14 protein-coding genes are annotated in these 14,743 nt (G+C 41.6%); 11 read left to right on the top strand and 3 right to left on the bottom strand.

All coding sequences use genetic code 11. The features are described from left to right. Positions 1-69: 69 nt before the first annotated feature. The gene (locus tag OC538_RS02575) at positions 70-1,038 is read left to right on the top strand and encodes a proline dehydrogenase family protein (protein WP_262173132.1); all 969 of its coding nucleotides are present in this window, start codon (positions 70-72) and stop codon (positions 1,036-1,038) included. Positions 1,039-1,083: 45 nt separating this feature from the next. Here OC538_RS02575 and OC538_RS02570 read toward each other — a convergent pair whose 3' ends face one another. Then, positions 1,084-2,100 (bottom strand): DUF1646 family protein, encoded by a 1,017-nt coding sequence (locus OC538_RS02570; protein WP_251694522.1) that lies wholly within the window; start codon positions 2,098-2,100, stop codon positions 1,084-1,086. 132 nt (positions 2,101-2,232) lie between these two features. Further along, positions 2,233-3,726: a peptide MFS transporter gene (locus tag OC538_RS02565; RefSeq protein ID WP_251694523.1), complete on the bottom strand. Its 1,494-nt coding sequence runs from the start codon at positions 3,724-3,726 to the stop codon at positions 2,233-2,235. A 274-nt stretch (positions 3,727-4,000) separates the two neighbouring features. On the opposite strand from OC538_RS02565, the gene OC538_RS02560 reads away from it, so the two are divergent. From OC538_RS02560 to OC538_RS02515, 10 genes are all read left to right on the top strand, one after another. After that, complete coding sequence (locus OC538_RS02560) at positions 4,001-5,890, top strand: ABC-F family ATP-binding cassette domain-containing protein (RefSeq protein ID WP_262173127.1); 1,890 nt, start codon at positions 4,001-4,003, stop codon at positions 5,888-5,890. A 14-nt stretch (positions 5,891-5,904) separates the two neighbouring features. Further along, a complete protein-coding gene (locus tag OC538_RS02555) occupies positions 5,905-7,041 on the top strand; it encodes a conserved virulence factor C family protein (protein ID WP_262173124.1) in 1,137 nt (378 codons plus the stop codon). Between the two features lie 135 nt (positions 7,042-7,176). Further along, a complete protein-coding gene (locus tag OC538_RS02550) occupies positions 7,177-7,614 on the top strand; it encodes a BrxA/BrxB family bacilliredoxin (RefSeq protein WP_285846977.1) in 438 nt (145 codons plus the stop codon). Beyond that, positions 7,592-8,389 carry a class I SAM-dependent methyltransferase gene (locus OC538_RS02545; RefSeq protein ID WP_262173122.1) on the top strand — a complete coding sequence of 266 codons (798 nt, stop codon included), beginning with the start codon at positions 7,592-7,594 and terminating at the stop codon, positions 8,387-8,389. The genes OC538_RS02550 and OC538_RS02545 overlap by 23 nt, the downstream gene beginning before the upstream one ends. Before the next feature lie 307 nt (positions 8,390-8,696). Next, complete coding sequence (locus tag OC538_RS02540) at positions 8,697-9,299, top strand: YpjP family protein (RefSeq protein ID WP_262173120.1); 603 nt, start codon at positions 8,697-8,699, stop codon at positions 9,297-9,299. A gap of 288 nt (positions 9,300-9,587) precedes the next feature. Next, positions 9,588-10,586, top strand: a complete 999-nt coding sequence (locus OC538_RS02535; protein WP_316044264.1) for a sulfonate ABC transporter substrate-binding protein — start codon at positions 9,588-9,590, stop codon at positions 10,584-10,586. Then, positions 10,583-11,365 carry an aliphatic sulfonate ABC transporter permease SsuC gene (gene ssuC / locus OC538_RS02530; protein WP_262173119.1) on the top strand — a complete coding sequence of 261 codons (783 nt, stop codon included), beginning with the start codon at positions 10,583-10,585 and terminating at the stop codon, positions 11,363-11,365. Before OC538_RS02535 ends, ssuC begins: the two co-directional genes overlap by 4 nt. Positions 11,366-11,379: 14 nt before the next feature. After that, the gene (locus OC538_RS02525; RefSeq protein WP_262173116.1) at positions 11,380-12,174 is read left to right on the top strand and encodes an ATP-binding cassette domain-containing protein; all 795 of its coding nucleotides are present in this window, start codon (positions 11,380-11,382) and stop codon (positions 12,172-12,174) included. Between the two features lie 121 nt (positions 12,175-12,295). Further along, on the top strand, positions 12,296-12,955 hold the full coding sequence (locus OC538_RS02520) for a YitT family protein (RefSeq protein ID WP_262173115.1): 660 nt from the start codon (positions 12,296-12,298) through the stop codon (positions 12,953-12,955). Between the two features lie 152 nt (positions 12,956-13,107). Further along, on the top strand, positions 13,108-14,274 hold the full coding sequence (locus tag OC538_RS02515) for an MFS transporter (protein ID WP_262175110.1): 1,167 nt from the start codon (positions 13,108-13,110) through the stop codon (positions 14,272-14,274). Positions 14,275-14,396: 122 nt separating this feature from the next. Here the strand turns inward: OC538_RS02515 and OC538_RS02510 are convergent, their stop codons facing one another. Beyond that, positions 14,397-14,672 carry a YqhV family protein gene (locus tag OC538_RS02510; protein ID WP_251694532.1) on the bottom strand — a complete coding sequence of 92 codons (276 nt, stop codon included), beginning with the start codon at positions 14,670-14,672 and terminating at the stop codon, positions 14,397-14,399. Positions 14,673-14,743 lie beyond the last annotated feature (71 nt).

Genomic DNA, 14,743 nt, shown 5'->3' with positions numbered 1-14,743 from the left:
GTGGTGAAAAGTGGATGCTATGATATAATGCATTTGTGAAAAGTAAATTATTAATGAGGAGTAATGGAAATGTTAAAAGATTTCTTTATCGGCCTATCCCAAAACCAATTTCTGAATAATGCTGCAAAAAAATACGGTTTACAAATGGGCGCGCAAAACGTTGTAGCAGGAACAAACATTGCTGAAACGATTGAAAGCATTAAGGAATTGAACAAACATGGCATCTCTTGCACTGTCGACAATCTGGGCGAGTTCGTCTTTGATAAAGAAGAAGCGATTACTGCAAAAGAACAAATACTTGCAGTCATTGAAGCTATCCATGAAAATGAAGTGGATGCGCATATCTCATTAAAACCTTCCCAACTTGGCCTTGATATCGACTATGATTTCTGTAAGGAAAACATTGAAGAAATCGTAGCTGCGGCAAATGAATACGGGATTTTTGTCAATTTCGACATGGAAGACCATGCCCGACTCCAGCCATCATTCAATCTATTGGACGAACTTTCAGCTAAGTACGACAATATCGGAACGGTCATCCAAGCTTACTTTTTCCGCGCGGAGGAAGATTTGTACAAGCATAAAGATTACCGACTCAGAATCGTCAAAGGGGCTTATAAAGAGCCAGCGGAAGTCGCATACCAAGATAAACAGGATATCGATAAAAATTATATCAAATTGATTGAATGGCATTTGTTGAACGGTAAATTTACATCCATTGCGACACATGATCATAATGTCATTAACCATGTGAAGCAATTCGTCAAAGACAATAATATCCCGAACGACAAATTTGAATTTCAAATGTTATATGGTTTCAGGAAGGACATGCAATTGGATTTAGCAAAAGAAGGGTATAACTTCTGTACATACGTTCCATTTGGCCAAGATTGGTACGGCTATTTCATGCGTCGCCTTGCTGAGAGACCGCAAAATATGAACCTAGTCGTGAAACAGGTGTTTACAAAGAAGACAAATACAATGATTGGCTTAGCTGCTGGGGCATTCCTACTGGGACGTCTTACGAAAAAGAAATAAAAAAACGGCCGGCCACTGGTTCATAATCCAGTGACTGGCCGTTTTTTATCCGAATATGACAATTACAATGAAATAGATGACCATTGCAATCAAACCGATTGGAACTCCGAATCTTGCCCACTCGACACTTTTAATATTCAATTTGCCAGCAGCGATAATATTCGGGATATTCCCGGGGATTAGCATCCCACCACTTATGAGTAGACCTAGCAAGATTGCTTTAATTGTAGGTTCGTCCATTTCACTGCTAATTTCTGCAGCTGCAAGCGTTGCGTTATCTAGTACGGCAGAAATCATATTGATCCAGTACAGAATATATGGGTTCAAGTCCAAAAGGAATCTTTTTATGAACGGTTCGAAGCCTGCACCCAATAAAGTCAACGCCATAACGAATAGATAAACCTTAAATCCTCTAATCAGGATATCCAACAATGATTCTTTCCCTTGCTTAGCTTTTAAGCCCCCGTACTTTTTGACGGGGCGGATTAACATAATTGCCAATAAGCCGAAAGCGAATACTCCAGGGATAACATCAGGTCCAATAAGTCTTAAGAGATAAAAGAAATTTTCATCCAACTTACTTGTTGCGATCGTGGATAGAGGTTCACCTATTGGAGTTAATACAGCCCCCATTCCAATCGAATAACAGGCGAGTATGACAAACCGGACTTCCGATTTGCGATCCAGTTCCAAAACACTGACGATCGCAACTAAAACAAGAGCTGCGATGATTGCCGTGATGACACTTGAAACAATTCCCAGGATAATGATGACCAGCGCTAGAAATAGTCTGAATGGTAGTATCCGGCTTACTCCTTTAATCATTTTTTCAAAAGGCTTCTGCAACCATTTGAAAATGAGGCCAGCCACTATGACGGCAATCGTAATATGTATTGGGTCTTCCAGCGCCTTCAACACTAAATCCTTATTCAAAACTCCGCTGACTATGACAGCTGCAATCCCCATAACGAAAAGGAAAACTTCCAAATTGCGCTCGACGAATTGGATTGTAAAGGGTAGGAACAAAACTAAAGCTAAAATGATCGACAATCCCAAAATCATAATCTATCCCCTTTTCCACAACTGAATTGACTTTTAATTCTATCATATCATTTTAATTTTCAGAGGAGAACAATCTATTGAAAATAAAAAAGCAATACTGCGAACAGTATTGCTACTAAAGATTTTATTTAATTAATGGACACCCTTCATAAACTTCGAAATAACTGGAGAGATGGCGAATAGAATTAGACTTAACGCGATCGCCACACCGCCAATGATCCCAAAATACATCATTTCTGTTTCAGCGGAGTAAAACTTCACTAGCTGTGCATTCAATGCTTGAGCCGCTGCGTTCGACAGGAACCATAAGCTCATCGTCTGCGCGGAGAAGGCCGCAGGCGCAAGCTTCGTCGTTGCGGATAATCCAACCGGTGAAAGGCAAAGTTCGCCTAATACTGCAATGAAGATGCTTAGCACAAGCCAAAGTGGATTCACAAGCGTATCCGCTCCACCGAAATAGGCCGGCAACAGAATGACTATGAACGAAAGTCCTGCAAACAGAATTCCGAACGAGAATTTTTGTGGAATCGTCGGTTGGCGATTGCCCATTTTAATCCACAACCAGGCAAAGATCGGCGCCAGCACGATGATGAACAATGGATTAAACGATTGGAACCATGCAGGCGAAATATGGAAGCCGAAAACATCCAAGTTCGTTCGCTTGTCTGCAAAGAGCGCTAAAATCGTTGAACCTTGTTCTGCAATCGACCAAAACATGACAGAAGCCAAAAACAATGGAATGTAGGCAAGAATTCTTGATTTTTCATCTGAATTCGTCTTTTTGCTTCGATACATGACGACGAAATAACAGAAAGGAATTAAGAATCCAAGGATCCCTACAAGCCCGATGAATGATTCGAATGTGAGCCATCCTCTAGGAATGGAAATGACCATAAGGATGACTAAGACAACTACAGCCCCCAAAGTAGTCAACATGAAGCGTTTGCGTTCTTCAGGCTTCAATGGATTAGGGACTTGAGTACCCGCAAGACCCAAATTTTTCTTTTTCGTCAACATGAACATGACAAGCCCGAAGAACATCCCGACTGCAGCGATGCTGAATCCAAGATGGAAGTTATATTTCAATCCGATCTCTCCTACAATCAAAGGAGAGAGGAATCCACCCATGTTAATGCCCATATAGAAAATACTGAAGCCTGAATCACGGCGAATATCGTTAATGTCATACATATCTCCGACGATGCTCGAAACGTTCGGTTTCAATAGACCTGTCCCAAGAACAATCAATCCCATTGAGATGAAGAGCGCTGTCGCTCCTCCTGGCATTGCAAGGACAATATGGCCAAACATGATCAGAATTCCGCCGTAGAAAACGGCTTTCGACGTTCCGAACAGACGGTCTGCGAGCCATCCTCCGATTATGCCGGACATATAGACGAGTGCACCATAAATGGACATGATGGAAAGTGCTGTCGTCTCACTAATTCCGAGTCCGCCTTTGGTAACCTCGTAGTACATGTAGAAGAGGAGGATTGCCCTCATTCCATAATAGGAAAAACGTTCCCAAAATTCTGTAAAAAATAAAGTGAAAAGGCCTTTTGGATGACCGAAGAATCCTTTTTGGGGAACGCTTTCAACAATTTGCTCTTTCGTTATTTGTGACATTTGAAATGTTGCCTCCTTTAAGTATTTCATTATTATATAGACAAATTAATTATATTGTCAAAATAAAAATAGGCAATTTTAAATTTGTTTTTACCGTGATAATATAATGTTTTCTGACACCTGCTGTATTTTTAAAATTAGGTTTATAGTGAAATATCTGTCCGGAACTTTCGCTTTTGGAACTGTTTTGTAGGGAACGGTACGTCTACGTTCAAAAATGTTTGAATTTGAGCTATCATGTAGATATGCAGTTAGTAGAAATGGATGTGTTGTTATGAGCCAATTGATTGTTGAAAACCTAACAAAAAGTGTTGGAGAAAAAACGTTGTTCCGTGATATATCCTTCACAATCATAAATGGGGATAAAGTCGGCTTGATCGGAATTAATGGGACTGGCAAGTCAACATTGCTTTCCATTATCGCCGGAACCGAGGATGCGGATTCCGTCAGAATGGATCATCCGAATAAGTACAGTATTTCTTACTTACCGCAAACACCTGTACTTGATCCGGACAAAACAGTAATGGAAACAGTATTCATGTCAGATGCGCCAATTATCAAATTGAATTTGGAGTATGAAAATGCGCTTGCCGCACTTGAAACCGACTCATCCTCGAAAGAGAATCAAGAAAGGTTCTCGCGTGTCCAAAATGAGATGGACGCAAAATCGGCATGGGATTTAAACACGAAAGCGCGGATGGTCCTGACGAAATTAGGAATTGATACATTTGATAAGAAAATGGGCGAGCTTTCTGGAGGTCAACAGAAACGTGTGGCTTTGGCGAAAGTAATTATTGAACCGGCGGATCTTTTACTTTTGGATGAACCGACGAACCATCTCGATGTCCAATCAATCACTTGGCTGCAGGAGTATTTGAAAAGTGAGCAAGGGGCCGTCATGTTCATTACTCATGACCGCTATTTCCTTGATGCGGTCTCTACCCACATTTACGAGTTGGCTGATCGCAAGTTATATACCCACACCGGAAATTTTGCCGATTATTTGGAAGCGAAGGCAATCCGTGAAGAGATGGCGGAAGCGACGGACGCAAAGATGCAAAATCGGTACCGGACAGAGTTAAAGTGGATCAGACGTGGAGCGAAGGCCAGATCGACAAAACAAAAAGCGCGGATCGGACGTTTTGAAGAACTGCAGGAGAACTTGAAAAAGGAAGGTTCTGCGGGTGACATGGATGTGACGCTGAAAACATCCCGTTTAGGCAAGAAAGTGATTGAAGCTAATGAAGTTTCAAAAGCATATGAGGATAAAAAAATCATCTCTCGCTTCAGTTGCATTTTACAATCGGGGGATCGGATAGCTATTGTCGGTCCGAATGGAGCTGGCAAAACCACCCTTATGAAGTTGTTTGCGAAAGATCTCGAACCTGATAGCGGTTCGATTGAAATGGGATCAACAGTAAGAATAGCGCATTTTCATCAGCAGTTGCCGAAAATGGCCGAAAATAAGCGCATCATTGAATATATAAGAGAAACATCAAACGATATAGAAGATAGTAGTGGGACACGGATATCGGCTACTCAAATGCTGGAGCGCTTCTTGTTTCCTTCCTCGTCACATGGCACGCCGATCGGAAAACTGTCCGGCGGGGAAAGAAAACGGTTATACTTATTGAAATTACTAATGGAACAGCCCAATGTGCTGTTGCTCGATGAACCGACAAACGACCTTGATATCGAGACGTTATCCGTACTAGAGACCTTTATTGATTCATTCCCGGGTGTCGTGTTAACGATCTCCCATGATCGTTTTTTCCTTGACAGGACATCTACAAAGCTTTGGGTATTGGACGGGTCAGGGAACGTAGAGGTCCATTACAGCCTCTACTCGGAATATCTAGAATCGGAATCGGTGAAAACTGACGATGCCTCATCCGAAAAAATCATTCAAGATCCACAACCGAGGGAATCGGTTCCGATGAAGAAACGAATGACTTATTCGGAGAAAAAGGAATGGGATACAATTGAAAAAAGTGTCGAAGACATCGAGTCTAAAATCGAACTTACTGAAGCCCAAATGGTCGAATCCGGTTCCAACTACGATCTTTTACGTGAATTGACAAAAGAATTGGATGAATTGAATGCTGAATATGAGCGTCTAATTGAGCGATGGGCATATTTACAGGAAATATCCGAACAAGAATGAGAGGAGTGTTGGCAATGAAGATTGTAACAATAGAACCGACCCCTAGTCCGAACTCGATGAAACTTATTGTGGACGAAGAGCTCCCGATGGGTGTCAGTTATAATTATAAGAAAGAAGATGCGGAACATGCACCCTATCCAGTGTCGGAAATGCTATCTATTAAAGGTGTAAAAGGGATATATCATGTAATGGATTTCATGGCGATTGAACGTGTAGGTACTATTGCATGGGAAGACATCCTTGCTGAAGTGCAAGGAGTATTTAACAAAGATTCAGTGGATGTAGAGAGGAATTTGGAAAAAGCTCCAGATGATCATTATGGTGAAGTGTATGTCCATGTCCAAACGTATAAAGACATCCCTCTGCAAGTTAAAGTGTTCGATAGCGATTCGGAGCTGCGTTTTGGTCTTAGTGAACGGTTTAGCATAGCGATGGAAAAAGTGCATAGTACGGAAGTGGAAAACTATATCCTCCTTCGGAAATGGGCAGATTACGGCATCCGGTACGGTGACAAACAGGAAATTGGGGAAACAGTCGTCCAAGAAGTCGAAGCCGCTTATCCTGAGGAACGCTTACATGAAATAATAAATCAGTCGCAGCAAGGGAAGGGTAACCTCGAAGAGAAGAAACGTAAAGTTACATTGGAAGATTTTAATGTAAAAGAGTGGGAAAAACGTTTCCAACTGATTGATCAGATGCCCGATCCCGATGTAACAGATCTCCCTTTGCTAGAATGTGCGCTGGAAGATGAAAAAATGTCTATTCGCCGGCTTGCAACTGTTTATCTTGGAATGATCGAGGATGAATCTGTCATTCCTTACGTGGAAAAAGCATTAAAGGATAAAAGTTGGGCGGTGCGGAGAACGGCAGGAGACTGCATGAGTGATTTAGGATTTGCAGGCTTTGAAAACGCTGCAATAGAGGCATTGAAAGATAAGAACAAGCTTGTGAGATGGCGCGCTGCCATGTTCCTATACGAATCGGGGACTGAAAACGCGTTAACTGTTTTGCATGAAGCAGAAAACGATTCTGAATTCGAAGTGAAGCTGCAAGTCCGAATGGCCATTGCAAGAATCACTGAAGGTGAGGAAGCGAAAGGTTCCATCTGGAAGCAAATGACGGAAGTACACGGCAATTCTGCCAAACAATAAAAAATCATTAACGTAATAATATTATGTCAACTCAATCGATAGGTCACTGTTCAATACTATTGAATACATGAAATTGCTTCGTATTCAATGTAGAATGAGAGCGATAGTATCGATTTGTCGAAAGGGGAATGAATTATGAATGCTTACGATGAGTATATGAAAGGCATTGTAAAACCGATGAGGGAGGAACTCGTTCAATCGGGCTTTACGGAGCTGACGACAGCTGAGCAAGTTGAGGAGAAAATGAAATCACTTGAAGGGACCGCATTGATTGTCATTAATTCAGTTTGCGGTTGTGCAGCAGGACTTGCCCGACCGGCAGTGAGGGAAGCGCTGCAAACGGTTGAAGCAGCACCGAATCATCTATTTACAGTGTTTGCCGGCCAGGACAAAGAAGCGACAGAGATGATGAGAAGCTATTTCCCTGAAGTACCTCCAAGCTCACCTTCCATCGCTGTATGGAAAGACGGAGCGCTTGCCTACTTCATTCCAAGGGAGCAAATCGAGAATTTTGAAATGGAACAGATCAAAGATCATCTGAGCGGCGTCCTTGAACAAGTTTGTGCAAAATAAAACAATTATCACGACGGCAGGTAGACCAGATCCGACTACGTACAAAGTAGCCGAGATTGCAAGTTCGGAGCTTGGTTTTCCGGTTGTCGAAAGGAAAAAACGTTCCATTTTACGCATGCAGCGCGAATACGATGCCGATGTCCTTGTCGCAGGTAAAGACCGTTATGAACTATTCCGTGAGGGGATGGAACAGCCGTTATTTTTTCATCCGAATTCGGCAGCTTTCCGTTTAAAGCGCATTAGTAAAGGGGAGCCAGATCCACTCGTTGAGGCGAGTGCATTAACGGAAGGTGATACATTCCTTGACTGTACGCTAGGATTAGCGTCGGATAGCATTGTTGCTTCTCATATAATAGGGGCAGATGGGAAATGTGTAGGATTGGAAGCAGATCCGACTGTTGCTTTTGTAGTAAAAAAGGGTCTTCGAAGTTTTCCTGCCACTTTCGAGGCGTTGGAGATGGCCATGCAGAACATTGAAGTCATTCATTCTGAAGCGATTGAGTTTTTGGCGAATCAGCCCGATCGTTCGTGGGATGTCGTGTACATCGACCCTATGTTCCATGCTCCGATCGAAGAATCGTCGAATTTCAAACCACTACGGCAAGCAGGCGTACATACTTCCTTGACTGAAAAGTGGATGCAGGAAGCATTCCGAGTATGCAACCGACGCGTTGTCGTGAAAGACAGGTTCGATTCAAACGTATTCAGCCAATTCGCCATGCATCGTAAAATTAGATCGAACACCAAGTTCCATTTCGGTTACTTATCCAGATGAAAAAAGCCGTCCATACATTTACTGTTTGGACGGCTTTTTGTATCAATTTGTAAAGTTCAATGAGCTTAAATAAAGGACGAGTGCGAGCATTCCAATTCCCATAAGTAATTCTACGTTCATTTATAAAACCTCCTTCATAAAACCTCACAATAATCTTCAGTTTTATTGTACAATGAATTTAAGAAATATGAAACCTTTACAAATCCTTTTCGTAATATTAGGAAAGACGATTTGTAATTGATAAATAGAATAAAAATAGCGATTCTGTAATGGGAAATTTCCAAATACATAAAAAGCAGGTGGCCTGATGAAAAAACATTTGCAAAACCTTATTATCGCACTCGTTGCGGTCCTGACGCTTGGTGTTATTTCACCAAACCATGAGATATGGACGAATCTGCATCCGAAAGACGACACGAGGCAAGCTGGCATTCCGACTACCTCCAAACATGACTTACAGTTAGGATTAGAAGATTCCGTTTTTGAGCGAGAATCATTTGAACATACTCTATCAATTGAAGATGCTTTATTGCAGCCCGCCAAGGAATTGGCATACTTGAAATTTGGATCAAGAATAGGTCCTGTCATTCAAAATGAATTTGATAGCAATATTTACCCGAAGATTGAAGAGGTTATTCAACAGACGGTAGCGTCTACTGGAGGACTTGGGAATCGAATGCTTTCCATTACTGAGACTCCTTCCGGTGATTACGCAGAGAAAATGTTTCATGTTACTGACAAAGATGACAATAAAGATCTTATACGCTTTCATGTACGTACCGAAAAACGGCCACTAGACGGTTATTTCTATAACTTCCACTACCATACCGCAGAAGACGGTTTCATAGTGCATCATTCTCTTGGTGATATATATTGGTCCAAGAACACACCGCCAAAATGGTTATCATAAAAATGTTAAAACACTCGTCGGAATAACGAGTGTTTTTTTACTACCGTAATGGAGATGTTGGGCTGACGTTTTACACTTCAATAAACTACTATTGAATATCAGAGGAGAGACAAACGCATTTTATGCGAACTAACAAAACCGATTTTTCCTATTCAGGGAAGGTCGGTTTTCTTGTTTACAGGGAACACGCCTAAGCCCTTATTCACCTCTATGCATACTTTGGTATGAACCAGCTATTTGCCCAACTACTAGTAAATAGCTGAAATATTGAGGGGATGTGTACCACTGTTGATCGGAAAGAGATTCAAACATAAGTTAGCATTATTGGGGAGCCTGCTTTTAGTTATGGGATTGGTCTTGAGCGCTTGTGGCACCACTGAAGATGCAAAACCACAAACCACTGCAGACCAGAAAATTCGGATCGGTTATCAGAAAAATGGTCCTTTGTTCATCTTGAAGAACTTAGGAACGTTAGAGAAAAGGTTAGAACCGCTCGGATATAAAGTTGAGTGGAATGAATTTCAAGCAGGGCCAGCTCTTCTCGAAGCTTTGAATGCCGGGAGTGTCGATTTTGGAAGAACAGGTAATTCTCCTCCGGTCTTTGCACAGGCCTCGGGTTCTTCGCTGCAATATATAGCTGTGGCGTTCTCGAAGTTCGAAGGCTCAGGGATTTTGGTGAAGGCTGACTCACCCATCCAAGAACTTGAGGATTTGAAAGGAAAAACAATCGGTTTTGCTAAGGGTTCAAGCTCCCACTATTTACTTGTGAAAGCTTTGGAGAAAGCAAACCTGAAGTATGAGGATATTACACCAGCATTTCTATCGCCGGGAGATGCTCGCGTTGCGTTCGAACAAGGAGACATCGATGCTTGGGTGGTTTGGGATCCCTATACGGCCGACACAGAAGTATCAACAGGTGCGCGACTTTTAGTAAACGGTGAAGGGTTAACTACGGACCGTGATTTCTTTCTCTCATCGTCAGATTTTGCAGGTGAACATAGTGACATTTTGAAGGAAGTAATCGATGAAATCCAGAACTCCAGTAACTGGGCCAATGAAAATCCTGAAGAACTTACGAAGATGCTCTCAGATATTTTAGGGATTGATGAAGCTTCCATGAAGCTAGCGGTTGATAGACGGGTACATGGAGTAGAGAAAGAGATTTCCGATGAAATCATAGCTGAACAGCAGTCCATCGCAGACACATTTTATGAATTAGGAATTATCCCGACAAAAATCAACATAAAGGAAAGGATATTTTCATTTGAAAAGGATGGGGGGAAATGAGACCCGCATTTACGAAGACCCTTTACAAAACCCTCCCTTGGGTTGTACCCTTCCTGCTTCTGTTCATTTGGCAAATAGCCAGCATGACAGGAATCCTGTCAGCTAAAATCCTATCTGCACCGTCGGATGTTCTCCTTGCGGCAGTTGAGCTGACACAATCCGGTGAACTGTTCCATCACGTTTGGGTGAGCCTTGGGAGGGCTGTAAACGGCTTCTTGATCGGAGGAAGTATCGGGTTCATTTTAGGTATCGTGAACGGATTATTCCGTACATCTGAAATGGTACTTGATACATCTGTACAGATGCTGCGGAACATTCCACATCTGGCACTAATTCCACTTGTCATTCTATGGTTTGGGATTGGGGAAGAAGCAAAAATTTTCCTCGTTGCTTTAGGGGTACTCTTCCCAATCTACATTAATTCGTACCACGGCATTAAATCTGTCGACTCAGGGCTAATCGAGATGGGAAAGATGTATGGGCTGAGTAAAGTCTCCCTATTTTTCAATGTGATCTTCCCGGGAGCACTCTCCTCCATCTTAGTCGGAATCCGCTTTTCGCTAGGAATGATGTGGATCACCCTTATTGTTGCTGAAACCATCTCCTCCACAGCCGGAATAGGCTATATGGCGATGAATGCCCGGGAATTCATGCAAATGGATGTCATTATCCTGAGTATCTTACTGTATGCCTTCCTCGGTAAACTATCTGATATGATTGCACGTTTCCTCGAACAACGATGGCTAAAATGGCATCCGAGTTATGCAAAACAACAATAGGAATGGAGGATAGCATGAAAGAAGAACAATTTCACGTACAGCTCAGGGATTTGAAGAAATCATATAATGGTACGATCGTACTTGATCAGTTATCTTTGAACATATGTAAAGGGGAATTTGTCGCGATTGTTGGAAAGAGCGGCTGTGGGAAAAGCACGTTGCTCCGGCTACTCTCCGGCTTGGAGAAACCATCGGAAGGACAGATCCTGATTGAACAAGAACAATTGATGTCCATCAATCGGCAATCGTGCATGATGTTCCAAGATGGACGTTTACTGCCTTGGAAGAGGGTTTTGGAGAATGTTGAATTAGGTTTGAAAGGATCTCACCGAGAAGAGGCTATGACAGTTTTGAAACATGTCGGTCTAGAACATCGGATTAAAGAGTGGCCTGCCAAACTATCTGGAGGTCAGAAACAGCGGGTTGCATTGGCGAGGGCCCTCATCCATAAGCCTAGTCTATTGCTCCTCGATGAACCGCTTGGAGCACTCGATGCGTTCACCCGACTGGAGATGCAGAGCTTAATCGAAAATATATGGCAGAAACACGGGTTTACGGCATTACTCGTTACACATGATGTGGAAGAAGCGGTTACGTTAGCAGATCGAGTTATCCTGCTCCAAGACGGGCTGATTGCCCAGGATGTAACGATTCCGCTACCGAGGCCTAGACAACGGGATCATGTCACCTTCACTTCCATAGTCAAACTAATATTGGATCAGATTCTTCATGAGCCAAATCCTAGCGAACCGGACAGGACGGAAGAGATTAGTTATCACCTCAAACCCGTGCCTAAAGCGGTTTTATGAGAAGTTGCCGTGGCATTCGATAGACGAATGCCACGGCGAAATTATGGTATCCATTCTTTTGTCCAAGCATAGACTGATACAGCACAACCCATTGTGCTATACCTAATTAGGATGATGCCAAGTGAAAAAAAGAGCACGTAGACAACCCATAGAAAAAAATAGTAGCAGCTTCTTCAGAAAATATATTCTTGTGGCAACAGGGGCAGTTATTCAAGGCTTTGCCATGGGCGTGTTTTTATTTCCAAACTATATCCCTTCAGGTGGAGCGGGCGGCTTTACTGTCTTGCTGAACTATTGGTTCGGAATCCCGTTAAGTTTAGCCCTATGGATCATGAATGCTTCTATGTTATTATTTGCCTTGCATTTTCTTGGCGGCAAAAGTACAATCGGCACCCTCTTTGGGATAACCATCACCTCAGTTTCTGTTAGTCTGTTTGAAGTGTCTATGGATTCCCCATTCTCATCAGTATCGCTCGACTTATTATTCGGATCTATTTTTTTGGGTACTGGAATTGCCATTCTTCTTAGACAGGGCGTATCAAATGGTGGCGTAGGAGTCATCGCGTTGATCATTGCCAAGTATAAGAGAATCAATCCAGGAAAGTCTCTATTTTGGATCAATGGCGCCATCTTTGTTTTAACTGGTTACGTCATTGTATGGGAAATCATTATTCAAGCTTTGGTTTGCCAATGGGTATCGACGACTATTGTTAGATGGTTGTACAATGTACGCGTGCCGAGAAAAAAAGTCATTATTGATTTGATTTGGGGAAGGGATTAGGTATAAAGTGGTTTAGCGCATAAATTAAACACGTAAGGAAACCATACCTTTAATCAGCAAAATTTTTGATTGGACGAGGTGTGGTTTTGGAAAAAAGTATTGATAAAGTGAGTGCATGGTGTATTGTAAGTTTGGCTTCAATTCCTCTCATCATGACGCTAGGAAATTCCATGCTTATCCCTGTACTTCCTATATTGGAAGACAAGGTTGGAATTACATCATTTCAATCGAGTATGATCATTACGAGCTATTCGGTTGCGGCTATTTTCCTTATACCAGTAGCAGGTTACTTATCAGATCGCTTTGGGCGAAAAATGGTGATATTACCTAGTTTAATCGTTTCTTTATTCGGAGGTCTGGTAGCTGGGTTTGCTTCATGGAAGATGGAAGACCCTTACTCGATAATTATTATCGGTCGGGTTTTACAGGGGATAGGGACGGCCGGAGCCATGCCAATTGTATTGCCACTCGTAGGAGACCTATATCAAGACGACAGCGAAAAAACGAGTTCTTGCTTAGGTATTATTGAAACATCGAACGCGTTTGGAAAAGTGTTAGCCCCCATCTTAGGTTCAGTATTTGCCGCTATATTCTGGTTCCTTCCGTTCTTCTCCATTTCAGCGCTGAGTTTAATTTCAATTGTACTCATATTTTTCTTTGTTAAAGTCCCAAAAGAAAAAGATGTGCCAGTAAAGTTTAAAAAGTTTTTAGGGAACACAAAAAAAATATTTAAAACAGAAGGCAAATGGCTGTATACCGTATTTCTTAATGGGGTTCTTGTAATGCTTGTTTTATTCAGTATGTTATTTTTCTTATCGGAAAACCTTGAAAAAGTCCATGATATAAAGGGCATTAAGAAAGGTTTCGTCCTTGCAATTCCACTATTGTTTTTTTGTGTTGCTTCTTTTGTTTCCGGTCGGAAAATTAAAGGGGATCTACCGACCATTAAAAAAGTAATGATTTTTTGCTTGATCGCAATGTCCGCAAGTGTCATTTTTGTTGGGTTTACGAGCAAAAAACTGATCCTTCTGTTAGTCGTAACGAGTGCAGTAGGCATCGCAATTGGCGCTTTATTGCCTGCACTTGACGCAATTATTACGGAGAATATAAAAAAGGAGTTAAGAGGTACCGTTTCCTCTTTTTATAGTTCAGCAAGATTTATCGGTGTTGCAGCAGGTCCTCCTATTATGTCACTAGCCATGAAAGATTTTCTTAAAGGAAGTTATATTATCGCAAGTGTACTCGGTGTTATCTTAACGTTCATTGTTGTTAAGTTCATTAAAGTCGATGAAATTGAAGAATCGAATAAAGTAACATAAAGCGATTCTTCAATCAGTGAAGGTTTTACTGTCCATTTCTGTGGAATGAATAATAAGGACCTAACAGCAGTTTTGAGCTGTAAGGGTCCTTTTTATAATGCAGATATGTAAATAATGAACCTTTAATTTGATTTCAAACTAAAAAGGATGAGGGAAATTCCGGCGAATAGACAAACCATTCTAGTTAATGAAATTTTATCAGCCAGGCCATGTAAGGCTAGTCCAGTTGTAACAATTAAAATACATGGACCTACTAAAGCAAGTAGCGAATTAATATAAAAGGCTTTTTCCAAATCATTGAACTTAAACATGAATGCGGCAGCTGTTATTTCTATACTCCCTGAAATTACTCTTAAAATAATGATGAATAGCAGTGCTCTTTCTATAATGGTAACCACATCCCCTACTCATATTCAATCCTACTATATGCAACGAAAGTAAGAATTATTTTGGAACATTGCAACTAGGA

This window comes from Saccharococcus sp. Marseille-Q5394 (assembly GCF_946901335.1).
Lineage (GTDB): Bacteria > Bacillota > Bacilli > Bacillales_A > Planococcaceae > Sporosarcina > Sporosarcina luteola_C.
This window is presented reverse-complemented; position numbering and strand designations above follow the sequence as displayed.